Origin of the sequence: Micromonospora sp. NPDC053740 (assembly GCF_040677775.1) — a bacterium.
In the GTDB taxonomy this organism is placed as follows: Bacteria; Actinomycetota; Actinomycetes; order Mycobacteriales; family Micromonosporaceae; genus Micromonospora; species Micromonospora alfalfae.
In genome coordinates, this window is sequence record NZ_JBFASO010000002.1 from 179,745 (window position 1) to 204,420 (window position 24,676).

Genomic DNA, 24,676 nt, shown 5'->3' on the forward strand with positions numbered 1-24,676 from the left:
CGCCCGAATCCACGCTCGGCCCGTTCCGGGACCGGCACGTTGGTCCGCGCCTGACCAACAGGTGCCCGAACGAGCTGAGTCAGTCGCCGACTCTCGGGGTCCCCCACGTGGACAGGCAGAACGGATGCCCGGCCGGGTCGGCGTAGACGAAGCAGTGGTCCGCGTTGGGCTGATGCTCGAATCGGGTAGCGCCGGCCGCCAGCACACGCGCTCCGGTCGCCTCCAGGTCGTCGACGAGGAACTCGAGGTGCATCTGCATCCCCACCTCGCCATCCGGCCAGGTGGGTGGCCGGTAGTCGTCGATCTGCTGGAACCCGATGTCACCGTTCGGCCCTTCTACAAGCGCCCAGGACTCGTCACCCTTCGCCACCCCGCCGGTGATCTCGGCGTAGAACCGCGCGAGCGCGATTGCGTCGGGCGCATTGACAGTCGTCAAGCTGAGCCTGATCAGGTCCGTCATCGAACAATCTCCATCTGTTGGTATGCCGGCGTGAGCTCTTCCCAGCGTTCCTCCCATCCGCGCGCTCTGACATCGGAGCTCCAGCCCTCCGGATGGACCGGGCCGTCGACCTCCAGCGACCGACCGAGATCATCAAGGTGGACCCGCCAACCAGAGGCGTGAAACGGGAGATGCCCTATCGGCAGACCGCGCTCCTCGACCACCAGCCGGGTCTTGGAGCCCTCCTCGGTCAGCCACGCCTCGATCTGCCCCTCGTCGTCCGTACCCGGCTTCGTCGTCAGCAGCAGGTGGTGGGGCGCATCGCACACCTCGATGCGCGCCGGACCGGTCCAGCTGCTCGTGAAGACGGCCTGGATCGTGCTGCCGACCCGCATGTCGCCATCGACCCGGGCCATCCAGCGGGCCAGCCGCTCGGGTGTCGTACACGCCTGCCAGAGGTCGCCGATGTCCGTGTCATAGAGGTTCTCGACCCGGACTGCTCCGCGGGTCTCGTCGAGCGTTCGCATCGTCGCGATCGTGGTCATCGTTGCGCCCTCTTTCCTCGTGCGATCTCGGTGTGAAGAGCGTCGAGCCGGTTCTCCCAGAGCCGGCGGTACTCCCCCAGCCACTCGTCGACCTCGACGAGCGCCTCCGGGCGGAGTGTGTAGATCCGGCGCTGCGCGTCCTGGCGTACGTCGACAAGCCCGGCTTCCCGCAGCACGCGGAGATGCCGGGACACGCCCGGGCGAGCGATCGGGAGAACCTCGGCCAGCTCTCCTGCACTCGCCGGGCGGTCGCGGAGAATATCGAGAACCGTGCGCCGGCTCTCGTCTGCCAGCGCGTGCAACACGGCGTCCATGACCACGAATGTAACCGCTCGGTTACGTACCCACAAGGTTACGTTCGATCTGTGGGTGCGAGTTCTGCCCGGTGCTCACTCCACGCCGTGCTGAAGGTCGCAGTGGATCGGCAGGAACAGAAGGGCCCCCTCCCGACGACGTTGTCGGGAGGGGGCCCTTCTGGCTTGCGGTGTGCCTTACGGCTTGACGTGCGCGTTCACGAACGACGGGTAGCCGAAGACGCTGGAGATGAAGATCCCGCCGGCCTTGGAACCGTGCACGTTGTAGGCCACGTCGACGTAGAACGGCACCACCGGCGCGTGCTCCTTCATGATCCGCTCGTCGAGCTTGGCCCACTCCGGGCCCTGTTCGGCCGGGGCCAGCGCGAGGATGCGGTCCATCTCGGCGTTGACCGCCGGGTCGTTGAAGTAGGACTGGTTGCTGTTGCCCTCGGCCTTGATGGTGCGACCGTCGTAGAGCACCGGCAGGATCGAGGCCCCGCTCGGCCAGTCCGCCGCCCAGTTACCGATGTACAGGTCCCAGGGGTTGTCCTTCTTCTTGATCTCGTCGAGCTTCGCGTCGTCCGAGATGTTCCGCAGCGTGATCTTGAAGCCGGCGCGCTCCAGGTTGGCCTTGAGCTGCGCGCCCTGCTGCTGCTCGGTGGAGTTGTCGGCGACACCGAGGACCAGCTCCGGCGTCTTGCCGCCGAGCAGTTCCTTGGCCTTGTCGACGTTGCCGTTGGGGCCGGCCGGGTACGCCTCGTACGCCTTGTAGCCGATGGTGGCCGGCGGCATCAGCGTGGTCAGCGGCGCGGCGACGGTTTGGCCGCCGAGCGCCTTGATCATGCCCTCGCGGTCGACGGCGTAGTTGAGCGCCTGCCGGACCTTCAGGTCGGTGACCCGCTGGTTGTTGATGACGAGCTGGTTGGCACTCGGGGTCGGGGAGAGGATCGTCCGCGACTTGAGCGCGGCGTCCCCGGCGACCTTGGCGACCAGCGAGGCCGGCACGGTGTTGAAGGCGAGCGCGCTCTGGTCGGCGCCGTTGTCGGCGATCACCCGGTTGCTGGCGGCGTCCGCGGTCGGGCCGAAGGTCCACACGAACTGGTCCGGGTACTGGTGCCGGACGGCGTCGGTCTTCGGGTCCCAGTTGGGGTTGCGGTCCAGGGTGATCGACACGCCGACCTGGTTCTTGGCGATCTTGTACGGGCCGGACGAGAACGGTTGCTTGTCCAGGTCGACGCCGGTGTCCTTGTCGGCGGGCAGTGGCGCGGTGGTCGGCAGCGAGACCGCGAACGGCAGGTCACAGCGGGGCTTGGCGAACTCGAAGCGCAGCGTCTTCGCGTCCGGCGTGCTGAGGCCCGGCGGCAGCGACGTCTTGTTCTTCTTGAAGTCCCACTTGGTGTCGAATTGCGGGGTGTCGGCCAGCCACTCCTGGATGTAGGTCGGGCCACCGGAGAGGTCCGGGTCGAAGGACCGGGCGATGCCGTACGCGATCTCCTTGGAGGTGATCGGTCGGCCGTCCTCGAACTTCACCCCGTCCTTGACGGTGAATTCCCAGACCTTGCAGTCGTTGTTGACGTTCTTGCCCGGCGTCTCGGCCAGGTCACCCACCAGGACCAGGCCGCCCTTGCCGTCGTCCTTCCAGGTGGTCAGATAGCGGGCGAAGAGCGGGTTGGCCATCAGACCGGCGAACGAGTACGTCCGCTGCGGGTCGAGGTGGGAGATCGGCGACTCCCGGATGATGGTGAAGGTGCCGCCCTTCTGCGCCCCACTCACCTCGGCGGCCGGGCCCTGCGAGTCCTTGGGGTCGGTCGCGATGACCCCGGTCTGCTGCCGCTCGGTGTTCACGGTGGTGCCCTCGCCCGTGTTCTTCGAGCACGCACCCAATGCCACAACCAGAGCGATCGCGCCGCCTGCGGCAGCCACCACGCGTGGTCTCATGAAGTACCCCCTTCACCCATGTGCCGTGCGATTTCGTCGGGGCGAGAACCGCCGACGTCCCGAGGATCGTAAGGAAGAAAACCTTCGAGTTGTGTAACAGTTGTCGATAACTTCCGCCACAGCCCAGCCACCAGCCACACGCTGGACATCGACAGGTCAGCGCAGCCGCACCCGCGGGTCGATGGCCGCGTAGAGCAGGTCCACCAGCACGTTCGCCAACACCACGAAGACCGCGGCGATCAGCACGGTGGCCATGATGGTGGGCAGATCACCCGAGCGCACCGCGTCCACCGCCGTACGCCCCAAGCCCTGGATGCCGAACGTCGTCTCGGTGATCACCGTGCCGCCGAGCGCCCCGCCCACATCCAGGCCGGCGATGGTCACCACCGGAGTGATCGCCGCACGCAGCGCGTGCCTTCCGTACACAGTGGGTTTGGCCAGGCCCTTGGCCCGCGCGGTCCGGACGAAGTCCTCCGACAGCGTTTCCAACATCTGCGCCCGGGACAACCGGGCGTAGATCGCCGAGAAGAGGAAGGCCAGCGCCACCCAGGCGAGCACCAGCCCACTGGCCCACTTCGCCGGATTGTCGAAGAGGGACGTGTAGCTGGGCACCGGCAACAGCCGCAGGTTGTAGACGAACACCAACAGCAGCACCGCGCCCACGAAGTAGAGCTGCAACGAGGCCCCGGTCAGCGAGAAGCCGATCGCCAGGCGGTCCAGCCAGGTGCCTCGCCGCAACGCGGACACCATTCCGAGGCCGACCCCGAGCAGCAACCAGAGGATCGCCGCCGGGATCACGATGCTCAACGTCACCGGCAGCACCCGGGCGATGGTGTCCGAGACCGCCTCGTTGGTGACGTACGACCAGCCCAGGCAGGGCGCGTCGCACCGGCCGCCCTGGGCGCTGCCCAGGTCACGACCGGTCACGATTCCCTTCATGTAACCGGCGTACTGGCTGATCAGCGGGTCGTTCAGACCCAGGTCGTCGCGGACCCGCTCCAGCCGCTCGGGGTTGCAGTTCTTCGAGCAGATGCTGCTGACCGGGTCACGCGGCAGAGCGAAGAACATCAGGAAGGTCAACACGCTCACCGCGAACAGGGTCAGCGTGGCGGAGAACAGCCGCTTGATCAGAAACCGTGACATGAGTCCACCCCTACCGGGACGACTTCGGGTCGAGCGCGTCCCGCAACGCGTCGCCGAAGAGGTTGAAGGCGAACACCAGCGCGAAGATCGTGATGCCCGGGAAGAACACGTACGCCGGGTCGGTCTGGAGGAAGTCCAGACTGTCGTAGATCATCCGGCCGAAGCTCGGGGTCTCATCGCTGAGACCGACACCGATGAATGACAGCGCGGCCTCGCTGGTGATGAACTGCGGCACCGCCAGGGAGAACGACACCAGGATCGGCGCCCAGATGTTGGGCAGCAGCTGCCGGAAGAGCATGTGCCCCAGCCCGGCCCCACTGGCCCTGGCCGCCTCCACGAACTCCCGCTCGCGCAGTGCGATCACCTGCCCGCGAACCAGCCGGGCCGTGCTGGTCCAGCCGAAGATGGCGAAGACGGCGATCAGCACGCCCACCCCGAAGGCGGACGACACCTGCCCCCGCTCACCGTAGAAGCGCAGCGTGATGGTCGGGGTGAGCGCCAGCGCGATGATCAGGAAGGGCATGGCCAGGGTCAGATCGGTGATCCAGTTGATCACCGCGTCGAGCCAGCCGCCGAGGTAGCCGGCGAGCGCGCCCAGCACGACCCCGATCGTCGCGGTTATCAGCGCCGCCGCGAACGCGATGAACAGTGACGTCCGCAAGCCGTAGATCAACCGGATGAAGATGTCCCGACCCAGGTTCGGCTCCAGACCGAACCAGTGGTCCCCGGTGACACCGCCGGCGTAGCCCAGCGGCATGCCGAAACCGTCCAGCAGGTTCTGGAACTGCTCCCGCGGCCCGATCCCGTAGGCCATCTCGATCAGCGGGGCGGCCAACCCCAACAACAGGAAGAACACCAGGAGTACGCCGCTGACCACTGCCGTCCGGTCGCGACGCAGTCGCATCCAGGCGAGCTGACCGGGTGAGCGGCCGACGACGCCCTTCGCGGCGGGCATGGTCGCGTCCGGGTCGGACTCGATCTCGGCCAGCGCCACACCCTCCACCGGGGACAGGCTCACGACGGCACCTCCTCGAAGATCGGAGCCGCCACCTCGGGGAAGTGACACGCCGTGGCCTGCCGACCACCGTCGCGCGGCACCAGCGCCGGCTCCTCGGTGGCGCAGATGTCCTGCGCCTTCCAGCAACGGGTACGGAACCGGCAGCCCGAGGGCGGGTCGAGCGGAGTGGGCACGTCACCGGTCAGCCGGATCCGGCCCGCCGGGCCGAGCTGGGTGACGTCCGGGATCGCCGAGAGCAACGCCCGGGTGTACGGGTGCTGGGGTCGTTCGTAGATGTCCGCCCGGTCGCCGATCTCCACGATCCGACCCAGGTACATGACCGCGACCCGCTGGCTGAAGTGCCGGATCACCGCCAGGTCGTGCGCGATGAACACGAACGCCAGGCCCAGCTCCCGTTGCAGGTTGCGCAGCAGGTTGACCACCTGCGCCTGGATCGAGACGTCCAGCGCGGAGACCGGCTCGTCGGCGACGATCAGCTTGGGCCGAAGGGCCAGCGCGCGGGCGATGCCGATGCGCTGACGTTGACCGCCGGAGAACTCGTGCGGGTACCGGTTGTAGTGCTCCGGGTTCAACCCGACCAGTTCCAGCAACTCCTGCACCCGGGCCTTGATCCCCCCCGGCGGCTTGATCCCGTTGACCTGTAGCGGCATCGCCACGATCCGGCCCACTGTGTGCCGAGGGTTCAGCGAGGCGTACGGGTCCTGGAAGATGATCTGAAGTTCCTGGCGCAGCGGGCGCAGCTCCCGGCGGCCGGCGTGGGTGATGTCCCGCCCGTCGAACTCGATGCTGCCGCTCGTCGGCTCCAGCAGCCGCACCAGCATCCGACCGGTGGTGGTCTTGCCGCAGCCCGACTCCCCCACCAGGCCGAGCGTCTCACCCGGGCGCACGTCGAAGTCGAGCCCGTCCACCGCCCGCACCAGACCGGTGGCGCGCAGCCCCTGGCGTACCGGGAAGTGCTTGGTCAGGCCGCGTACCCGCAGCAGTGGTTCATCGGTCATCGGGCCACCCCCACGGATGCGACGTCCTCGGCGTAGAACGCCGCGCGCTCCTCAGCGCTCAGGTGACAGGCGACCAGGTGGCCGTCGGCCCCGGCCGCTCGCAGCTCGGGCACCTCGGTGCGGGAGCGGCTGCCCGCGCGGTCCGCGTACCGGCAGCGGGGGTGGAACGCGCAGCCCGGCGGCAGGTTGATCAGGCTGGGCGGGTTGCCGGGAATGGGCAGCAGGTCCGCGTCCGCGTCGCCGTGCAGTGACGGCACGCTGGAGAGCAACCCCCAGGTGTACGGATGCTGCGGCGCCCGGAGCACCTGCTCGACGCTGCCCCGCTCGACGGCCCGCCCGCCGTACATGACCAGCACGTCGTCGGCGACCTGGCCGACCACGCCGAGGTCATGGGTGATCAGGATGATCGCGGAGTGGAACTCGGCCTGAAGGTCGGCGAGCAGGTCCAGGATCTGCGCCTGGACGGTGACGTCCAGCGCGGTGGTCGGCTCGTCGGCGATCAGCAGTGCCGGATCGTTGACCAGGGACATCGCGATCATCGCCCGCTGGCGCATGCCGCCGGAGAACTCGTGCGGGTACTGGTCGAAGCGACGCGCCGGCTGCGGAATGCCGACCCGGTCCAGCATGTCGACCGCCCGCTGGCGGGCCTCGCGCCGGTTGGCCTTCGGGTGATGCACCCGGTACGCCTCGGCGATCTGCCGGCCCACCGTGTAGTACGGGTGCAGCGCCGACAGTGGATCCTGGAAGATCATCGCCATGTCCCGGCCGCGCAGCCGGCGTACCTCCTCGTCTGGAAGGCCGACCACCTGCCGGCCACCCACCGAGATCTCCCCGGTGATGGTGGTCCGCTTGGGGTCGTGCAGGCCGAGGATGGCCAGCGAGGTCACGCTCTTGCCGGAGCCGGACTCACCGACGATGCCGAGGGTGCGGCCCCGCTCGACGGCGAACGACACCCCGTCGACCGCGCGCACCACGCCGTCCTCGGTGTCGAACCGAACCCGAAGATCATGCACCCGCAGGTAGGCGTCCTGGTCGGAGCGCTGCGCCGGCACGGCGGGACGGTCGTCCGGGTCCCCGGACGGCGAGGGTTCCGAGCTGTCCACGGCCACCTCCCTCAGTGACGAAGAGAACTTACAGCAAAGTCCCGAGGGTGAAAATAAGCTACAAAGCCGGCACGTGTCAGCGGGCCCGAGCGTAACGAGTCGGCATCGGCCCCGCACCCCCGTCACCTCGCCATCCACGGCTGTTCATGCCGTTACCGCACTTCAGGTGCGACCATGGCGAGAGCAACCAGCAGAGGACGCCCGTGGCACGAGGTGGAGGTGACGATGACCGCGGCGGTGTTCAACCACGAAGGCCCGTGGACCGAAGAGGAGTACCTCGCCCTCGGCGAGACGCAGCAACGCGTCGAACTCTTCGACGGGAGCCTCCACGTGACCCCAGCGCCCACCCCCCGACACCAGAACATCTCCGGCGAACTGCGTGCGGCCCTACGGGCTCCGGCTCGCGAGGCCGGTCTGCACGTGCTGGAAGCGGTGAACGTCCGGCTCAGGCCCGGCCGGATTCCCATCCCCGACCTCGTGGTCACCGGCCCGATCGACTTCGACGAACTCAACGTCGAGGCAGGTGACGTACGGCTGGTTTGCGAAATCATTTCGCCGAGCAACGCGTCCACCGACAAGGTGCTCAAGATGCACTACTACGCCTCGGCCGGGATCGAGTGGTACCTGCTGGTGGAGCAGACGAATGGCACGCTGCACCTTTATCGGCGGCAGGGCGGCCACTACATCGAGCAGTCCGTGACCAGGCCGGGAGACCTGCTTGTGCTCACCGAGCCGGTCAAGGCCGCCATTCGGCCGGAGGAACTGCTTCCCTGACGGGTGTCGGTCGGCTGGCCTAGGGTCGGTCCATGACCGAGTTCGACGCGGCCACCGCCGCCGTCCAGGCCGCCCTCGACGCGGGCGCCCGGTACGCCGACGCCCGGGTGATGCACCGCCGCTACGAGTCGATGACCGCACGCAACGGTGACGTGGAGGAGCTGACGCAGGACGAGAGCATCGGGCTGGGCGTCCGCGCGTTGGTGGGGGCGAGCTGGGGTTTCCACGCCGTACCCGATCTGTCGGACGCCGCCGCCCGCGACGCCGGCCGGCGCGCGACGCGGACCGCCATGGCGAGCGCGCGGGTGCCGGGCCCTTCGGTCGACCTGGTGCCGGTCGAGGCGGTCACCGCGAGCTGGGCCTCCGGCTGCCAGATCGACCCGCTCGGGGTGCCCCTGTCGGACAAGGGCGATCTGCTTGTCGACGCGACCCGCACGATGGCCGAGCACGGCGCGGACCTGGCCGAGGGCCTGTACCAGATCTGGGACACCGCGAAGTGGTTCGTCTCCAGCGAGGGTCACCGGATCGACCAGCGCATCCGCGAGTGCGGCGGCGGCATCTCGGCCACCTCGATCGGTGACGGCGAGACGCAGCGCCGGTCCTGGCCGAGCTACCGGGGCCAGTACGGCACCACCGGGTGGGAGCTTGTCGAGTCGCTGGACCTGGCCGCGCACGCCGCGCAGATCGCCGAGGAGTCCCGGGCGCTGCTCACCGCGCCGCTCTGTCCGGCCGGCGAGACGGATCTGATCCTCGGTGGCGAGCAGTTGGCCCTGCAGATTCACGAGTCGGTCGGACACGCCATCGAGCTGGACCGGATCCTCGGCTGGGAGGCGGCGTTCGCCGGCACGTCCTGGCTGGACCTGGCCCAGCTCGGCTCGCTGCGCTACGGCTCGGAGCTGATGAACATCACCATCGACCCGACCATCCCGGGAGCGCTGGGCAGCTTCGGCTTCGACGACGAGGGCTCCCCGGCGGTCAAGCGGGACGCGGTCCGGGACGGCCGCTGGGTGGGTGTACTCGCCGGCCGGGATTCCGCAGCGATGGCCAGCCTCGACTACGGCGGCAGCGTACGGGCCGACGGGTGGGCCCGGCTGCCGATGGTGCGGATGACGAACGTCGGCCTGGAACCCGGCCCACACACGCTGGAGGAGATCATCGCGGCCACCGACGACGGCGTGCTGATGGACCTCAACCGGTCCTGGTCGATCGACGACAAGCGGCTCAACTTCCAGTTCGGCTGCGAGGTCGGCTGGGAGATCAAGAAGGGGCGGCGGGGGCGGATGTTGCGCAACCCCACGTACACCGGGATCGGCCCGTTGTTCTGGCGCTCGATGGACATGCTCTCCGGCGAGACGGTCTCCTGGGGGACACCCAACTGCGGCAAGGGCCAACCCGGCCAGGTCGGGCACACAGGCCACCCGGCCGCGCCGGCCCGGTTCCGCAACGTCCGCGTGGGGGTTTCAGCGTGAGCGCGAGGAGTGAGCCGGTTTTGCGAGCCCCGCAGTCGCGAACGGAAGGTGGCTCGGCATGAGTGGGCCGACGGAGTTGGAGCTGGCGGGGCAGGTCGTGGAGTTGGTTCGCCGTCTCGGCGGGCCGGCCGCGCAGGCCGAGGCGGTGGTGACGCGGGCGGACCTGGCTCTGACCCGGTTCGCCAACTCGGGCATCCACCAGAACGTCTCCGAGTCCACTGTCGGGGTTCGGCTGCGGGTTCACGTCGATGGTCGGACGGCCGCCGGTGGCGGCAGCGTGGTCACCGCCGACGGGTTGTCCGCCCTGGTGGAGCGCACCCTGGCCGCGGCCCGGCTCTGCCCGCCCGACGCGGGTTGGCCGGGGCTGACCCCGCCCATGCCCACGCCGGACGCCCCGCCCGTCGACGAGGCCACCGCGCACGCGGAGCCGGATCAGCGGGCCGATCGGGTGGGGGCGTTCGTGGCCGCCGCCGGGGGCCTCAGCACCGCCGGTTACTGCCGCACCGCGCACCGCTCGTCGGCGTTCGCGAACTCGGCCGGGCACTCGGCGTACGGCCGCTCGGTGGAGGCGGCGATGGACGGCATCGCCCGCCGCGACGGCGTGGACGGGGTGGCCCGGCGCAGCGCCGACCGGCTGTCCGACCTCGACGGCGCCGAGTTGGGCGCGCAGGCGGCCGCGAAGGCGCAGGCGGCGGCCGACCCGGTCGAGTTGCCGCCGGGGCACTACGAGGTGGTGTTCGAGCCGGCCGCCGTGGCGGACCTTCTGCAAAACCTGTCCTTCTACGGCTTCAACGGCAAGCGGTACGCCGAGCGGCAGTCGTTCGCCGAGCCGGGCGCGGCCCAGTTCGACAGGGCGGTGACGGTGGTGGACGACCCGCTGGGCGGGTCCGGGTTGCCGTTCGACGCGGAGGGCACCGGCCGAGGGGCGCTGACGCTGGTCGAGGCGGGCACCACCCGGGCGGTGGCGCACGACCGCCGGACCGCCGCCGAGGCGGGTGCGGAGTCCACCGGGCACGCGGTAGCGGGCGGTGCCACCTGGGGCCCGATGCCCCGCAACCTGCGGCTGACCGGCGCGGCGGCGGGTCCGGCCAGCGCGGTGGCCCGGAGCACCACCGGCGCGGCGGCCGGGGCGGTCGTCGACGCGGACAACGCCGCGTTGGTGGCCGGCGTGCGCCGGGGCCTGCTGGTCACCGACCTCTGGTACACGCGTGTGCTCGACCCGAAGAGCCTCGTCGTCACCGGGTTGACCCGCAACGGCGTCTGGTTGATCGAGGACGGCACTGTGGTCCGGGCGGTCCGTGACCTGCGGTTCACCGAGTCGTACCCGCGGGCGCTCGGGCCGGGGGCGGTGCTCGGGCTGGGGGCGCGGGCGGTGCGCCAACCGGACCGGGTGGACGGTGCCTGGTGGGCGGCGCCGTCGCTGCGGCTGGCTTCCTGGCACTTCACCGGAGGAGCCTCCGGCTGACGTTCCCGATTCTGCGCGCCAACCGGCGCGTCGAGGGCTTTTCCGCAGGCCAGACACACGGGACACTCCCTTGCGCGGACGGCTCGCGGAGATCGGCGTAACGTGTGTCACTTAGCTGCGTCGGTCGATCCGGCGTGGTCGTTGGTGTGCGCATGACGTGGCAGCGGGTGCGGGTTCGCCGGTCCGCGTGCCGACCGGAGAGAGACCAGCCCGCCCGTACGGGCCCGTCGAGGAGACGACTCGAATGACTTCAACGGCAACGAGGCCGAGGGGGGCGCGGGCGCGCGCCGCCATCGCGGCGAAGACGTTGCGTACCGACCGATGGTGGTTCGCCCCACTGATCACCGTGATCGGGCTCAGCGCCTGGGTCGCGTACGCGACGGTCCGGGTCTTCATGCACAAGTGGTACTGGGTGGACCAGTTCCACTACCTGACCCCGTTCTACTCCCCGTGCGTGACCGACCGGTGTGTCGAGGAAGCCTCGCACTTCGGCCGGTTCCTGCCCGGCTGGTGGATCATCCCGGACGCCGCGCTGACCCTGCCGTTCCTGCTGCTGTTCCGGCTCACCTGCTACTACTACCGCAAGGCGTACTACCGGTCGTTCTGGCTGTCGCCGCCGGCCTGCGCCGTCCCGGACGGGCACAAGGAGTACGGCGGTGAGACCCGTTTCCCGCTGCTCGGGCAGAACCTGCACCGCTACTTCTTCTACGCCGCCGCGATCATCTCGCTGATCAACACCTGGGACGCGATACTCGCCTTCCACTCGCCGAAGGGCTTCGGCTTCGGGCTGGGCAACATCATCCTGCTGCTCAACGTGGTGATGCTCTGGGCGTACACGATCTCCTGCCACTCCTGCCGGCACATCATCGGCGGCCGGCTCAAGCACTTCTCCAAACACCCGGTGCGGTACAAGGCCTGGACGTTCGTCTCGGCGTTGAACGTCCGGCACATGCAGCTCGCCTGGATCACCCTCGGCACCCTGGCGCTGGCCGACTTCTACATCATGGCGCTTGCGGCCGGCTGGTTCTCCGACCTGCGGTTCATCAACTAAAGGGCCCCTGACATGACCACAACCACTCGCATCGAACGACACCACTACGACGTCGTCGTCATCGGGGCCGGCGGCGCCGGTCTGCGCGCGGCGATCGAGGCCCGGCTGGCCGGCAAGAAGACCGCGATCATCTCCAAGTCGCTGTTCGGCAAGGCGCACACGGTGATGGCCGAGGGCGGCGCCGCCGCCGCGATGGGCAATGTGAACAGCCGGGACAACTGGCAGGTGCACTTCCGCGACACCATGCGCGGCGGCAAGTTCCTCAACAACTTCCGGATGGCCGAGCTGCACGCGAAGGAGTCGCCGCAGCGGATCTGGGAGCTGGAGACGTACGGTGCGCTCTTCGACCGCACCAAGGACGGCAAGATCTCGCAGCGCAACTTCGGTGGCCACGAGTACCCGCGCCTGGCGCACGTGGGCGACCGGACCGGCCTGGAGCTGATCCGCACCCTCCAGCAGAAGATCGTCTCGCTCCAGCAGGAGGACCAGCGGGAGTTCGGCTCGTACGACGCCCGGATCAGGGTGTTCTCCGAGACGACAATCACCGAGCTGCTGCTCGACGGTGACCGGGTGGCCGGCGCGTTCGGCTACTACCGCGAGTCGGGCGAGTTCATCCTCTTCGAGGCGCCGGCGGTCGTGCTGGCCACCGGCGGCGTCGGGCGCTCCTACAAGGTCACCTCGAACTCCTGGGAGTACACCGGGGACGGGCACGCGCTGGCGCTGCGGGCCGGGGCGACGCTGATCAACATGGAGTTCCTCCAGTTCCACCCGACCGGCATGGTCTGGCCGCCCTCGGTGAAGGGCATCCTGGTCACCGAGTCGGTGCGTGGTGACGGCGGCGTCCTGAAGAACTCCGACGGCAAGCGGTTCATGTTCGACTACGTCCCCGATGTCTTCCGCAAGCAGTACGCGGAGACCGAGGAGGAGGCGGACCGCTGGTACACCGACCCGGACAACAACCGACGCCCGCCGGAGCTGCTGCCCCGCGACGAGGTCGCCCGCGCCATCAACAGCGAGGTCAAGGCCGGCCGGGGCTCCCCCGCCGGTGGCGTCTTCCTGGACATCGCGAGCCGACGGTCGGCCGACGAGATCCGCCGCCGGCTGCCGTCGATGTACCACCAGTTCAAGGAGCTGGCCGACGTCGACATCACTGCCGAGCCGATGGAGGTCGGCCCGACCTGCCACTACGTGATGGGCGGCGTCGAGGTTGACCCGGATTCGGGTGCCGCCTTCGGCCACGTACGCGGGCTGTTCGCCGCCGGTGAGGTCTCCGGTGGCATGCACGGCTCGAACCGACTCGGTGGCAACTCCCTGTCCGACCTGCTGGTCTTCGGCAAGCGGGCGGGCGGGCACGCGGCCAGCTACGCCGACGGGCTGACCGCCCGGCCGAAGGTGGCGGTGGACGAGGTCGAGGCGGCAGTGGAGACGGCCCTCGCGCCGCTGCAACGGGACACCGGCGAGAACCCGTACACCCTTCAGCAGGACCTCCAGGCGGTCATGGGTGACCTGGTGGGCATCATCCGCCGGGAGGGTGAGCTGGCCGACGCGCTGGTCCGGCTCGCCGAGCTGCGTGAGCGGGTGGCCAAGGTGAGCGCTGCCGGCGGCCGACGCTACAACCCGGGTTGGCACCTGGCCCTGGATCTGCGCAACATGCTGGTGGTCTCGGAGTGCACGGCGAAGGCGGCGCTGGAGCGGCAGGAGTCGCGCGGCGGGCACACCCGGGAGGACTACCCGGCGATGGAGCCGAAGTGGCGGCAGGTCAACCTGGTCTGCGCGCTGGACGGCGACACGGTGCAACTGACCCGCAAGCCGCTGCCGAAGATGCGGCCGGAGCTGATCGGCCTCTTCGACCGGGCCGAGCTGGCCAAGTACCTCACCGACGAGGAGCTCGCCGACTTCGACGCCCTCGTCGCCGACGCTGGAGAGGCGGACAACCGATGAGCGGGAAGCGTCAGTTCCGGATCTGGCGGGGCGACGAGAGCGGCGGTGACCTCCAGGACTACATGGTGGAGGTGAACGAGGGCGAGGTAGTCCTCGACGTCATCCACCGCCTGCAGGCCACCGACGCGCCCGACCTGGCCTGCCGGTGGAACTGCAAGGCCGGCAAGTGCGGCTCCTGCTCGATGGAGATCAACGGCAAGCCGCGGCTGGGTTGCATGACGCGGATGTCGACCTTCGGCGACGACGAGACGGTCACGGTCACCCCGCTGCGCACCTTCCCGGTCATCCGGGATCTGGTCACCGACGTCTCGTTCAACTACGAGAAGGCACGGGAGACCCCTGCGTTCGCCCCTCCGGCGGACGTGGCTCCGGGTGACTACCGGATGCAGCAGGTCGACGTGGAGCGCTCGCAGGAGTTCCGCAAGTGCATCGAGTGCTTCCTGTGCCAGACGGTCTGCCACGTGATCCGCGATCACGAGGAGAACAAGCAGGCGTTCTCCGGCCCGCGGTACTTCATCCGGGCGGCCGAGCTGGACATGCACCCGCTGGACGCCCGGACCGACCGCAAGGAGTACGCGCAGGCCGAACAGGGCCTCGGCTTCTGCAACATCACCAAGTGCTGCACCGAGGTCTGCCCCGAGCACATCAAGATCACTGACAACGGGATCATCCCCATGAAGGAACGGGTCGTCGACCGCAGGTACGATCCCCTTGTGTGGCTTGGTAGCAAGATCTTCCGTCGGGGCGAGACGCCCCAGACCAGCGTGACCACCGCCCGTCAGGGCTCGGCGAGTTCGTCGGGCGCGACCAGGGCCGGGGTCCACTCGCACGCGGGCGGCTCGCACGACAAGCGGGCCGAGGCGCAGGCGCAGAGTGGCGTCAACTGGGACCGGGAGGTGCCGCACCCGACCGCTCCGGCGGTCGACGACCGGGGCAAGCTGCCGCTGACCGAGCTCACCTTCGACCGGGCCGCCGCGCCGTCGCCGTTCGGCGACGACGTGACCTTCCCGCTGCCTCCGGAGCACCTCAACTTCGCTCACCCGGAGCAGGACAACAAGCACTGATCACCTGAACAACAACGGGGGCCGTGGCAGTTGCCACGGCCCCCGTTCCACGCCCCACCCCAACCCCCCGCCCCACCCCCGTTGATCATGAAGTTATTGCCACGACACGCCGCGCGCGGTGGCAATAACTTCATGATCAACGAGAGCTGCGCAGGAGGGGGCGGAGGGCGGCCACGATGGGGGCGTCGGCGGGGAGCCAGGTGACCGAGTCCAGTTCGTCGGCGGTGAGCCAGCGCAGCGCCTCGTGCTCCAGCGCCTGTGGCTGGTCGTCGCCGAGCAGGCGGGCCGCGTACACCTTGAGCACCGACCGGCCGTGCGCCATCCGTACGTTGCGGCCGACCCGGTCGCCGATCTCGACGCGTACGGCCAACTCCTCGGCGCACTCCCGGATCAACGCGTCGGTCTCGGCCTCCCCCGGCTCGACCTTTCCGCCCGGAAACTCCCACATGCCCGCTACCTCGGGTGGGGCGGAACGCGCACAGGCGAGCACCCGCCCATCCCGGATGATCGCCGCACCGACGATCACCTTCAGGTCCCGTCGTTCGGCCTGCCCGCCATCATTCGCCCGTTCGGTCCGCACGGGCGTCCAGGGTGCCAGATCAATCGGCGGTTTGGGTACCGTAGCCGTCCGCTAGGCCAACAAGACACGGAAGTGTGGGCGTGGACACCCCCTCCGAGCAGCGGGAGACTAGGAGGCACCGACAAGACACGGGATGGCGACGACTTGGCCACAAGCCGGCAACGGCGCTTGGGGGGTGCGGTGATGCGCGTGCTGTTCAACAGCAGGGCCAAGCACGACTACCTGTCCGACGCGTTGACCTTGCTATCTGGTTGGACGCGCGAGGGCGAGCAGATCCGACGGACGCTCGTGATCGACGATACCCAACACGCCGCACTCACTGAGCGGGTCAAGGTCGTCGCGGATGCGCTGCATCTGCGACCCGAGATCAGCCGCCGGGCCGACAGCACCCAGATCCGGGTGGGGCACGGCAGCGGCGAGCCGCTGACCGAGGGCGAGGTGCTGTTGGCCGCCCGCATCGAGGACGCCTACCGGGCGGTCACCGAGGCCTGACGACCGGACCCGAATCCGACCCCGCGTCCTGCGGGTACCAGCGCAACTCCACCGAGTTGCCGTCCGGGTCCCGCACGTAGATCGAGGTCGCCGAACCGCGGGCGCCGAACCGGCTGACCGGGCCGGTCAGCACCGTGAAGACCTTCGACTCGATCACCTGCGCCCAGTCCAGTGGTGCCACCACCAGGCAGAAGTGGTCCACGTTCGCGCCCTGCGGCTCACCGCGGACGAGGTCGATGATGCTGTCGGGGCTGATCCGCACCGACGGGAACGGGACGCTGGCCGCACGCCACTCGTCGACGCGTACCGGCGCCAGCCCGAGCCGGCCGCAGTAGAAGTCCAGGGACCGTTCCACGTCGACGACTGTCAGCACCAGGTGGTCGAATCCGGTTACCCGCACCGCGCTCACCCCTCCTCCAGGTGGGCCGCCGCGCGCAGCCAGTCGCTGAACAGGGCCGGGTCGATGTCGGCGACGTTGCGCAACGTCACCGCCGCCATCGCCCGCGCACCGGGGATCAGCCGCCCCGACGGGTCGGTGATCTCCTGTCCGCGCCACAGCCCGAAGGTGACGTACGACCCGTACGCCTTGATCAGGCAGAGCGGGCGCTGGCCGGGCCGGTCGCCCAGGCTCCAGACCGGGTGCCCGTGCCACATCGCCCCGGTCGCCCCGGGAAGGGCCCCCGCGATGACCGGTGTCAGCTTCTCGCCGATCTCGCGCAGTGGGCCGGCGAGGCCGGCCAGGTAGTCGTCAACGCTCATGTCAGAGCCCTTCGCTCGGTTTTCCCTGCCGCGTTCACGATCGCCGGGCGAGGGCCGCCGACCAAGACCCGATGCCGCTACGATCGTTGCCCACAGGTCAACGATGGGAACTGTGTGCTGGAGCGCTACGAGGTCGAGACGTTCCTGACCCTCGCGGAGGAACTGCACTTCGGCCGGACGGCCGAGCGGTTGACAGTCAGCACCGGCCGGGTCAGCCATGTGGTGAAGAAGCTGGAGCGCCGGATCGGCGCACCGCTGTTCGCCCGTACCAGTCGGGTCGTCCGGCTCACCCCGATCGGCCGGCAGCTCGCCGACGAGCTGGCTCCCCTGGTGGCAGGCATGGACGAGGCCGTCCGCCGGGCGACGGACGCCGCCCGGGGCGTGACCGGGACGCTACGGGTGGCGTTCCTCGGCGAGTGGACCGCGCCGGTGCTGCTCCGGGCGGTGGCAGTGTTCGGGGAACGGCACCCCGACTGCCGGGTGGAGGTGCACGAGGCGCAGTTGTCCACCACCCGATCCGGGCTGCTCGACGGCTCGACAGACGTGTTGATCGCCTCGTACCCGTTCGACGGGATGGCCACCGGCCCGGCGCTGATCTCCGAGGGCCGGGTGCTGGCGGTCGCGGCGGGTCACAGGCTCACCCGGGAGCGGTCGGTGTCGTTGGAGGTGCTCGCCGACCACCCGGTGGTGCAGTACCCGACGGTGACCTCGGTGGAGTTCAAGCGCGACCGCACCCCCGAGCGCACCCCGTCCGGCCGGGCGGTGCCGAAGGGGCCCGCCGGGAACACCTTCTCCGAGATGCTGTCCCTGGTCGCGTTGGGCCGGGGAGTCCTGCCGGTGGGCGAGCACACCCGGCGCTACTACCCGCGCCCCGACGTGGCGTACGTGCCCATCCACGACGCGCCACCGATCGAACGAGGGCCGGTCTGGCTGCCCAGCAACACCACCACCCGGGTACGCGAGTTCGTCAGCGCCGCGACGGACGCGAACCCCCGATGAGGCACGCCGAGTTCCGCCACCACCGGCTGGTCCAGGTGTACGACGCGGAGTGCCGGTGGGGGCCTGACGACGACTTCTTCCAGACGGTTGTCGACGAGACGCCGGCCGCCCGGGTGTTGGATCTCGGCTGCGGCACCGGCCGGCTGACGGTTGCCCTCGCCGCCGCCGGGCACACCGTCACCGGTGTGGACCCGGCCGGCGCTTCCCTGGCCGCCGCCCGCGTCAGGCCGGGTGGCGATCGGGTGACCTGGCTTGAGGCACCTCGGCGCTGCTGCCCGAGCGGGCGTTCGACGTGGCGGTGCTGACCAGCCACGTCGCGCAGTTCTTCGTGGACGATGCGGAGTGGGCGCGTACCCTCGCCGACCTGGCCCGGGCGCTCGTGCCCGGCGGCCGGCTGGTGTTCGACGCCCGCGACCCGGCGGACCGTCGCTGGGAGCGGTGGAATCCTGTGGATTCGCACCGGCTGGTAACGCTGCCCGCTGGCGGCGAGGTCCGCGCGTGGACCGAGGTCACCGGGGTACGCGACGCAGTGGTCGACTTCACCCACCACTACCACTTCGACGGCGGGGAAGAACTCCTCAGCTCGGCGAGCCTGCGCTTCCGCACCGAGGCCGAGCTGCGCACGTCTCTGACCAGCGCGGGCTTTATTGTGGACCGCGTCCACGGGGGCTGGCACGGGGAGCCCGTCGGCCACGGCGACGGCGAGTTCGTGGTCATCGCCCGGGCGGGCACCCTGGCACCGGTTTTCTAGCCTGGAGCACATGGCGAACATCGCGTACGACCGCAAAGAGCAGGTCCAGCAGATTGAGAGTGGCCTCCTCGAAGGCGAGCAGATCATCGCCGTCTACGACGCCGTCGGCACCGGCACCGGGTTCATCGGGCTGACCGACCGCCGCGTGATCATCCAGGACCGGTCCTTCGTCGGGAAGCGGTTCGCGATCACCAGCATCCCGTACTCGAAGATCACCAGCGTGAGCGTGGTCAGCAACAAGTCGTGGGGTGGTTCGTTCTTCTCCACCGGCGCCATCGCCATCCACGTCGGCACGCACACGTACGAGGTGGAGTTCCGTGGCGCGCAGAAGAGCCACCACGTGCACAACGTGATCCTGCACCACATCTCCTGACCGGATGTGCGGTCGTGGGCCCGGGTGGCGTAATTGCCTTGCCGGGCCCACGACGTTTCTGGTGTCCTCGGTCGACAGCCACGCGAAGGGAGCAGCCACCATGCCGAACACAACGAAGTCCCCCGAACCAACCGTCATCCGACCCGAGGAATCGAGACTTCGTGAGCAGGACTGTTCCCCTGGCGCTGCTGGGCGCCACTGACACCAACCCCGGAGGCCGCTGATGTCGGTCTTCGACGATCCCGGCCTCTTCGGCCGGCTCTGGGCCTCCGACTACGACAGCCCAGGAAACCCCGACCCCGCGCCGGCGGTGGACTTCCTGGCCGACCTGGCCGACGGGGGTCCGGTTCTCGAACTGGCGATCGGCACCGGGCGGGTCGCGCTGCCGCTGGCCGAACGTGGCCTCGCCGTGCACGGCGTCGAGGCGTCCGAGGAGATGCTCGCGCAGCTGCGGGCGAAACCCGGCGGCGACCAGATCCCGGTGGTCGTCGCCGACATGGCGGACGTGCCGGTGGCCGGTGAGTTCCGGCTCGCGTACCTGGTCTTCAACACCCTGTTCAACCTGGTGGACGCCGAGCGGCAGGCGGACTGCTTCCGCAACGTCGCCCGGGTGCTGTCGCCCGGCGGCGCGTTCGTCATCGAGACGTTCGTGCCCGACCCGCGCGGCTTCGACTCGGACGAGCAGATACAGGTCCGTGAGGTCACCGAGGACTCCGCGACGATCCGACTGCACCGGTACGACCGACCGGCGCAGCGGTTCATCCGGCAGACGATCACGTTCGACGCGGACGGTGTGCACCTGAAGCCGTTCGCCATGCGGTACGCCTGGCCGCACCAGATCGATGAGATGGCGCAGCAGGCCGGGCTCCGGCTCACCGAGCGGTACGCCGACTGGCACCGACGGCCGTTCCAGGCCGACAGCCCGTCGCACATCTCCGTCTACCGGGCGGAGTAACGGTTTGATCGGCTCGGGTTCCGGAAAGCCGAGGTGTCAACGCCCCGACTTCAAGGAACCCGAGTCGATCTCCCGCCGACCGAGAGTGAGCTGCCGCCATGAGCAGACGAGCCATCCATGTGGTCCTGGCGCTGTCGGTCGTCCTGATGGTCACCGGCATCATCCTCAAGGTGACCGGGGACGGCGGGGACGACACGGCCGGCACTGTGGCGGTGTCGCTCGCCTCGGTGGGTTCGATCGTGGCGAGCATCGGCTCGTCCTCCCGCGCTGCCCGCGGAAACAAGAGCCCGGACCGGTGAGCCAGCCTTTCGCCCTCGGCTGATTCTGCTGGTGGCAGTAGTTGTTGATCCGTAGGGCCCGCGCCGGGTGAGCTGACACCATGCCGTCAGACGCCTCCCGATTCCCGCGCTCCTCTCCGTACTGGCCGGTGGTCAGTCACCCTCAGCTCCGACGGGTCCTACCTGGGCTGGCCGTCTCCGCGTTGGGCGACGGCCTGGCGTTGGTCGCGGTGATCTGGCTCGCCATCCAACTCGCCCCGCACAATCGCACCTGGATCGCGCTGGCCGTGGCGGCGTACACACTGCCCAGCGCGGCCGGGACTGTCGTCTTCGGTCGGCTGCTGCGTGGGCGCAGCGGGGCGCAACTCGCCGGGTGGGACGCGATTCTGCGAGCCAGCGCGCTCGGGGCGATCCCCCTCGCCCACCTCGCCGGCCTGCTCACCATCGGGCTGTACGTGGTTCTGCTGGCCGCGTCGGCGCTGCTGCACTCGTGGGGTTCCGCCGGCCGATTCACCCTGATCGCCGAACTGCTGCCGCAGCGACACCATCTGCCGGCCAATGCCGTACTCACCACCATCGGCGGGTTCGCCACAATCGTCGGCCCACCGCTGGCGGGCATCCTGATCGGCTGGGCGGGGCCGGTGTGGGTCATCGCCATCGACGCCGCCACCTTCGCCGTGTTGGCCCTCACGTACCGTCTCGCCCTTCCCGCCAACGACGGACCCGCACGGTCCGAGAGCGGCGCTTCGCGAACGGCCGGCTTCGCGGTCATCCGCCAGAACCCGGCCCTGCTGGGCCTGCTGGTGCTGAGTCTCGGGTTCTTCTTCCTCTTCGGACCGGTGTACGTGGCGATGCCGATCCATATCACCGACGACCTGCACGCCTCCGCGACGCTGTTCGGCGCGAACTACGCCGCGTTCGGCATCGGCGGCCTCGCCGGAGGTCTGGTCGCCGGTTACCTTCGCGGCTGGCCACTGCGAACCACCACCATCGCCATCGTCGTGGCGTTCGGCGTCGCCATGCTGCCACTCGGCCTGGGCGCACCCGTCGGTGTGTCGTTGCCGGCGTTCGCCCTGGCGGGCCTCATCTGGGCGCCGTACATGTCCACGTCGATGGCGCTGTTCCAGCGCAGCACGTCGACCGAGCAACTCCCGGCGGTGCTCGCCGCGAACGGTGCCATCCTCGTGCTGGCGGTGCCCCTGGGCACCATGCTGGGCGGGCCGTTGGTGAGCGCCATCGGCGCACGCCCGACGCTGCTGCTCTGTGCGGTGGCGATAGCTGCTCTCGGCCTGACCGCCGGGGGGATCGCGATGTTGCGGCGAAGCGTGCGGTCCCCCGGCGGCCCAACCGGCACCGAGGTCAGTGCCCGTCGCTGATCTGCACGTCGTCCGGCGCCGGCCGGCCGCGCCCCGTCTCGACCAGCTCCTTGAGGCTCATCAGGAAGATCGCCCACTTGGTGCTGCACTCGTGCATGAGTTCGGTCGGCTCGCGCCAGGCCGAGTGCGTGAAGTCGACGATCGTGTACCGGCCTCGCTGGCCGAGACGCCAGCCGATCTCGGTGCCGATCCACTCCTCGGGGCCACCGACGACCCGCCACCGCACCCGGCCAGCCGGGTTCAGCTCAAGGATCTCCAGGTCGAAACCGCCCTCGTCCCCGAAGTGGACGGTCAACTGTCCGCCGACCTCGCTCCTGCCTGTCGTGTCGACCGACCACCAGCCGGCGACGCCCTCGGGGGTTGCCACCGCACGGTAGACGTCGGCAAGCGGAGCGACGACGCCGACCTGGTGCAGAATGTCGACCATTCTCAGCCTCCCTGGGTGTTGGTGCGGTGGCGTTCGATCGTCTCGGCGATGCGCTTGATCCGGCGGAGCCGGGCGTCCCAGGTGGCGCCGACCGTCGACAACTGGGCGACCGCGCGGGCGAGTTGCGCCTCGTCCACCTGGTAGTGACGCTCGCGACCGGCTGGCTCGGCGTGAATCAGCCCAACCCGGTCGAGGACCGCCAGGTGCTTCGAGACGGCCTGACGGGTGACGGGTAGCCGTCTGCTCAACGAGGTGGCCGTGCCGGGCCCGTCGGCGAGAAGAAGATCGATCATCGTACGCCGAATCGGGTCGCCGATCGCCGACCACAGCTCGTCGTCGACCACCGCGCTCATGGGGTCGCGACCAGCCGAGCGACGTACTCGCCCAGCCGGGGCATGTAGTGGTCCCAACCGTTCTCGTGGTCGCGGTACTGCTCTTCCAGGGCAGCGACCTCCCAACCCAGCTCGCGGAACCCGGTCTCGGTCATCCGGATCAGCGTTCCCGCGCCGCTGGGCACCAGGTCGAAGGTGACGAACAGTGCCTGCCCGCTCCGGTCCGGCTCGGTGAAGCACCACCGGAAGGAGAACCGCTTCGGCGGGTCGACCTCGACGACGGCGAGCGCCACGGTCTTCGTCTCGCCGGTGTCGGCGTCGCGCCAGACCAGCTCGCCGGGCGCGCCGGCGACGGACTCGAACCGCGCGTCATCGGGCCACCACTCCCGCATGTGCTCGGGTTGGCTGACCACCTCGAAGACGACCTCGGGGGACGCGTTGACGTGGATGTCGCGTTCGATAGTTCCCTGTTCCATGCCCACAACCTTTCGCAACCTTTGGTTGCACTGAACCTACGACAGCCCGCACCCATCGCGCAACCTTTCGTTGCGCGTCGTGGTTTGGTCGTACCCCTGATGCATGATCGGCGCATGTCTGAGTCATCGCCGCACCGCCACCACACCATCGACTACGTCGAGCTCACGGTGACCGACCTCGCCGTGTCCAAGCGGTTCTACGCCGACGCGTTCGGTTGGCAGTTCAACGACTACGGGCCGGAGTACGCCGGCATCCGCAACCCACACGGCGACGCCGCGCCCGAGGTCGGCGGTCTCCGTCTGGACACCGAGGTTCGGGCGGGCGGCCCACTGGTGCTGCTCTACTCAAGCGACCTGGACCGGTCCGTGCAGGCCGTCAAGGAGGCCGGCGGCCAGGTGGTGAACGGGCCGTACGAGTTCCCCGGTGGCCGGCGGTTCCACTTCACCGACCCCAGCGGCAACGAACTGGGCGCCTGGGCCGAGCAGTAGGCCGGCAGACTCTCGCCATGCCCGGAAGCGGACTCGACGGCGAGGGATGGATTGCGCGTGAGGGTGCCCTGAGCCGGGTCCCGGTCGCGTTCGCCGGTGTTGTCGACGCGGCACGCGCTCGGATAGCCGAGTCGTTCGACTGTCGTCGGCTGCACAGCGCCTACATCTACGGCAGCATTCCGCGTGGCACCGCCATCCCCGGTCTCTCCGATCTCGACCTGCTCCTCGCCCTGCACGGCGAACCAACCGAGGCCGACCGGGCGGCTGCCACCAGGATCGAGCAGGACCTCGACCGGTCCTTTACGCAGATCGACGGCGTGGGCATCCTGCTGTTCAGTGCACGTACGCTGCTCAGCGAGCTTGAGCGGCACGACCTCGGCTTCTTCGTCGCCTGCCTGTGCACTCCCCTGCTGGGCGACGACCTCGCCGACCAGCTTCCCCGTTATCGGCCCACTCCCCTGCTCGCCCGCGAGACGAACGGCGACCTGTCGCTTGCCCTTCGGGGCTGGCGCCGCCAGGCAGCCGAAGCGACCACCGACCAGCAACGCAAGGCCCTCAGCCGGCTCGTCGCTCGGCGCATCGTCAGGACGGGGTTCACGCTGGTCATGCCGCGGTGGGGAGGCTGGACGAGCGACCTCACCCAGTCCGCCGAGGCGTTCGGGCTCCACTATCCGGAACGCGCGGAGCAGATGCGTAGAGCTGCCGTCATCGGCCGGACGCCCTCGCCGGTTCCGGGTGTGCTCCGCGAACTCATCGACGACCTTGGACCCTGGCTCGCCGTGGAGTACGCAGTCGTACACGGCGAGAAAGCCGTCCGTCACTGACCTGTCGGAGGTCCTCGCCAGTCAGGACGGGACAGCCGAACATGTCACCGAGGACGGCCCGCTGGTGGTCGGTCAAGGGGTTCGCGAAGACCGCGACGCCGACCCCGCGCTGCCGGCAGGCATCGGCGACTTCGCGTGCCCTACCGGGGCTGAGCAACGTCCGCCGCGAGAACGGGTCGTCCATCTTGTCCGCTCCGCCGGAAGAGACTCCCCGCCGCTGCACGTGCCGGCTCACGACCTGGCCACCGTGGGCTGCCACCACACTGGCCAGCAGATTGAGCTTGCTGTCGAACTCCTTGTCCTTCGCCGAGAACAGGCCCA

Annotated in this window: 30 protein-coding genes; 16 read left to right on the forward strand and 14 right to left on the reverse strand. The window is 69.4% G+C overall.

The window, feature by feature from the left end; genetic code table 11:
- Window positions 1-79 precede the first annotated feature (79 nt).
- From AB0K35_RS05375 to AB0K35_RS05410, 8 genes are all read right to left on the reverse strand, one after another.
- Complete coding sequence (locus AB0K35_RS05375) at window positions 80-460, reverse strand: VOC family protein (protein WP_238668259.1); 381 nt, start codon at window positions 458-460, stop codon at window positions 80-82.
- Entirely contained in the window at window positions 457-984 is a 528-nt protein-coding gene (locus AB0K35_RS05380; protein ID WP_238668260.1) for an SRPBCC domain-containing protein, read from the reverse strand. The genes AB0K35_RS05375 and AB0K35_RS05380 overlap by 4 nt, the downstream gene beginning before the upstream one ends.
- The gene (locus AB0K35_RS05385) at window positions 981-1,298 is read right to left on the reverse strand and encodes a metalloregulator ArsR/SmtB family transcription factor (protein ID WP_363883918.1); all 318 of its coding nucleotides are present in this window, start codon (window positions 1,296-1,298) and stop codon (window positions 981-983) included. Before AB0K35_RS05385 ends, AB0K35_RS05380 begins: the two co-directional genes overlap by 4 nt.
- 177 nt (window positions 1,299-1,475) lie before the next feature.
- Window positions 1,476-3,218, reverse strand: a complete 1,743-nt coding sequence (locus tag AB0K35_RS05390) for an ABC transporter substrate-binding protein (protein WP_363883920.1) — start codon at window positions 3,216-3,218, stop codon at window positions 1,476-1,478.
- Between the two features lie 156 nt (window positions 3,219-3,374).
- A complete protein-coding gene (locus AB0K35_RS05395) occupies window positions 3,375-4,361 on the reverse strand; it encodes an ABC transporter permease (RefSeq protein WP_238668263.1) in 987 nt (328 codons plus the stop codon).
- 10 nt (window positions 4,362-4,371) lie between these two features.
- Window positions 4,372-5,379, reverse strand: coding sequence for an ABC transporter permease (locus tag AB0K35_RS05400; RefSeq protein ID WP_238668264.1), 1,008 nt, complete (start codon window positions 5,377-5,379; stop codon window positions 4,372-4,374).
- Window positions 5,376-6,377 (reverse strand): dipeptide ABC transporter ATP-binding protein, encoded by a 1,002-nt coding sequence (locus AB0K35_RS05405; RefSeq protein WP_238668265.1) that lies wholly within the window; start codon window positions 6,375-6,377, stop codon window positions 5,376-5,378. The genes AB0K35_RS05400 and AB0K35_RS05405 overlap by 4 nt, the downstream gene beginning before the upstream one ends.
- On the reverse strand, window positions 6,374-7,429 hold the full coding sequence (locus tag AB0K35_RS05410; protein ID WP_238668352.1) for an ABC transporter ATP-binding protein: 1,056 nt from the start codon (window positions 7,427-7,429) through the stop codon (window positions 6,374-6,376). Before AB0K35_RS05410 ends, AB0K35_RS05405 begins: the two co-directional genes overlap by 4 nt.
- Window positions 7,430-7,705: 276 nt before the next feature.
- Between AB0K35_RS05410 and AB0K35_RS05415 the strand changes: the two genes are divergently transcribed.
- The 6 genes from AB0K35_RS05415 to AB0K35_RS05440 all read left to right on the forward strand — a co-directional run bounded on the left by AB0K35_RS05415 (window position 7,706) and on the right by AB0K35_RS05440 (window position 15,244).
- Window positions 7,706-8,254: a Uma2 family endonuclease gene (locus tag AB0K35_RS05415; protein ID WP_238668353.1), complete on the forward strand. Its 549-nt coding sequence runs from the start codon at window positions 7,706-7,708 to the stop codon at window positions 8,252-8,254.
- 32 nt (window positions 8,255-8,286) lie between these two features.
- Window positions 8,287-9,723, forward strand: a complete 1,437-nt coding sequence (locus AB0K35_RS05420; RefSeq protein ID WP_238668266.1) for a TldD/PmbA family protein — start codon at window positions 8,287-8,289, stop codon at window positions 9,721-9,723.
- Between the two features lie 58 nt (window positions 9,724-9,781).
- Window positions 9,782-11,188, forward strand: a complete 1,407-nt coding sequence (locus tag AB0K35_RS05425; protein WP_238668267.1) for a metallopeptidase TldD-related protein — start codon at window positions 9,782-9,784, stop codon at window positions 11,186-11,188.
- Window positions 11,189-11,432: 244 nt separating this feature from the next.
- Window positions 11,433-12,239: a hypothetical protein gene (locus tag AB0K35_RS05430; RefSeq protein WP_112583731.1), complete on the forward strand. Its 807-nt coding sequence runs from the start codon at window positions 11,433-11,435 to the stop codon at window positions 12,237-12,239.
- A 12-nt stretch (window positions 12,240-12,251) separates the two neighbouring features.
- The gene (locus tag AB0K35_RS05435; RefSeq protein ID WP_238668268.1) at window positions 12,252-14,180 is read left to right on the forward strand and encodes a fumarate reductase/succinate dehydrogenase flavoprotein subunit; all 1,929 of its coding nucleotides are present in this window, start codon (window positions 12,252-12,254) and stop codon (window positions 14,178-14,180) included.
- Window positions 14,177-15,244, forward strand: coding sequence for a succinate dehydrogenase/fumarate reductase iron-sulfur subunit (locus AB0K35_RS05440; RefSeq protein WP_238668269.1), 1,068 nt, complete (start codon window positions 14,177-14,179; stop codon window positions 15,242-15,244). Before AB0K35_RS05435 ends, AB0K35_RS05440 begins: the two co-directional genes overlap by 4 nt.
- Window positions 15,245-15,380: 136 nt before the next feature.
- Here AB0K35_RS05440 and AB0K35_RS05445 read toward each other — a convergent pair whose 3' ends face one another.
- Window positions 15,381-15,824: a (deoxy)nucleoside triphosphate pyrophosphohydrolase gene (locus AB0K35_RS05445; protein WP_238668270.1), complete on the reverse strand. Its 444-nt coding sequence runs from the start codon at window positions 15,822-15,824 to the stop codon at window positions 15,381-15,383.
- 183 nt (window positions 15,825-16,007) lie between these two features.
- Between AB0K35_RS05445 and AB0K35_RS05450 the strand changes: the two genes are divergently transcribed.
- Entirely contained in the window at window positions 16,008-16,316 is a 309-nt protein-coding gene (locus tag AB0K35_RS05450; RefSeq protein ID WP_112604995.1) for a 4a-hydroxytetrahydrobiopterin dehydratase, read from the forward strand.
- Here the strand turns inward: AB0K35_RS05450 and AB0K35_RS05455 are convergent.
- Both AB0K35_RS05455 and AB0K35_RS05460 read right to left on the reverse strand, forming a co-directional pair.
- Window positions 16,303-16,716 carry a VOC family protein gene (locus AB0K35_RS05455; protein WP_363883925.1) on the reverse strand — a complete coding sequence of 138 codons (414 nt, stop codon included), beginning with the start codon at window positions 16,714-16,716 and terminating at the stop codon, window positions 16,303-16,305. The genes AB0K35_RS05450 and AB0K35_RS05455 overlap by 14 nt on opposite strands.
- Window positions 16,717-16,721: 5 nt before the next feature.
- Window positions 16,722-17,075 (reverse strand): DUF1801 domain-containing protein, encoded by a 354-nt coding sequence (locus AB0K35_RS05460; RefSeq protein ID WP_363883927.1) that lies wholly within the window; start codon window positions 17,073-17,075, stop codon window positions 16,722-16,724.
- A 114-nt stretch (window positions 17,076-17,189) separates the two neighbouring features.
- On the opposite strand from AB0K35_RS05460, the gene AB0K35_RS05465 reads away from it, so the two are divergent.
- From AB0K35_RS05465 to AB0K35_RS05495, 7 genes are all read left to right on the forward strand, one after another.
- Window positions 17,190-18,074, forward strand: a complete 885-nt coding sequence (locus AB0K35_RS05465; RefSeq protein WP_238668273.1) for a LysR family transcriptional regulator — start codon at window positions 17,190-17,192, stop codon at window positions 18,072-18,074.
- Entirely contained in the window at window positions 18,071-18,379 is a 309-nt protein-coding gene (locus AB0K35_RS05470) for a class I SAM-dependent methyltransferase (RefSeq protein WP_363883929.1), read from the forward strand. Before AB0K35_RS05465 ends, AB0K35_RS05470 begins: the two co-directional genes overlap by 4 nt.
- Window positions 18,367-18,825 (forward strand): hypothetical protein, encoded by a 459-nt coding sequence (locus tag AB0K35_RS05475; RefSeq protein ID WP_363883931.1) that lies wholly within the window; start codon window positions 18,367-18,369, stop codon window positions 18,823-18,825. The genes AB0K35_RS05470 and AB0K35_RS05475 overlap by 13 nt, the downstream gene beginning before the upstream one ends.
- Window positions 18,826-18,835: 10 nt before the next feature.
- On the forward strand, window positions 18,836-19,198 hold the full coding sequence (locus tag AB0K35_RS05480) for a PH domain-containing protein (protein WP_030337500.1): 363 nt from the start codon (window positions 18,836-18,838) through the stop codon (window positions 19,196-19,198).
- A 223-nt stretch (window positions 19,199-19,421) separates the two neighbouring features.
- The gene (locus AB0K35_RS05485; RefSeq protein WP_238668275.1) at window positions 19,422-20,153 is read left to right on the forward strand and encodes a class I SAM-dependent methyltransferase; all 732 of its coding nucleotides are present in this window, start codon (window positions 19,422-19,424) and stop codon (window positions 20,151-20,153) included.
- Between the two features lie 98 nt (window positions 20,154-20,251).
- Complete coding sequence (locus tag AB0K35_RS05490; RefSeq protein WP_238668276.1) at window positions 20,252-20,452, forward strand: hypothetical protein; 201 nt, start codon at window positions 20,252-20,254, stop codon at window positions 20,450-20,452.
- Window positions 20,453-20,532: 80 nt separating this feature from the next.
- The gene (locus AB0K35_RS05495; RefSeq protein ID WP_363883934.1) at window positions 20,533-21,807 is read left to right on the forward strand and encodes an MFS transporter; all 1,275 of its coding nucleotides are present in this window, start codon (window positions 20,533-20,535) and stop codon (window positions 21,805-21,807) included.
- Here the strand turns inward: AB0K35_RS05495 and AB0K35_RS05500 are convergent.
- The 3 genes from AB0K35_RS05500 to AB0K35_RS05510 are packed head-to-tail and all read right to left on the reverse strand — an operon-like array spanning window position 21,791 to window position 23,042.
- Window positions 21,791-22,234: an SRPBCC domain-containing protein gene (locus AB0K35_RS05500; RefSeq protein WP_363883936.1), complete on the reverse strand. Its 444-nt coding sequence runs from the start codon at window positions 22,232-22,234 to the stop codon at window positions 21,791-21,793. The genes AB0K35_RS05495 and AB0K35_RS05500 overlap by 17 nt on opposite strands.
- Before the next feature lie 2 nt (window positions 22,235-22,236).
- Window positions 22,237-22,587, reverse strand: a complete 351-nt coding sequence (locus AB0K35_RS05505) for a metalloregulator ArsR/SmtB family transcription factor (protein WP_238668279.1) — start codon at window positions 22,585-22,587, stop codon at window positions 22,237-22,239.
- Window positions 22,584-23,042, reverse strand: coding sequence for an SRPBCC domain-containing protein (locus AB0K35_RS05510; protein ID WP_238668280.1), 459 nt, complete (start codon window positions 23,040-23,042; stop codon window positions 22,584-22,586). The genes AB0K35_RS05505 and AB0K35_RS05510 overlap by 4 nt, the downstream gene beginning before the upstream one ends.
- A 114-nt stretch (window positions 23,043-23,156) precedes the next feature.
- Here AB0K35_RS05510 and AB0K35_RS05515 point away from each other — a divergent pair, with 114 nt between their 5' ends.
- Complete coding sequence (locus AB0K35_RS05515; RefSeq protein ID WP_238668281.1) at window positions 23,157-23,531, forward strand: VOC family protein; 375 nt, start codon at window positions 23,157-23,159, stop codon at window positions 23,529-23,531.
- Window positions 23,532-23,548: 17 nt separating this feature from the next.
- Complete coding sequence (locus AB0K35_RS05520; RefSeq protein WP_238668282.1) at window positions 23,549-24,355, forward strand: hypothetical protein; 807 nt, start codon at window positions 23,549-23,551, stop codon at window positions 24,353-24,355.
- Window positions 24,356-24,676: the final 321 nt, after the last annotated feature.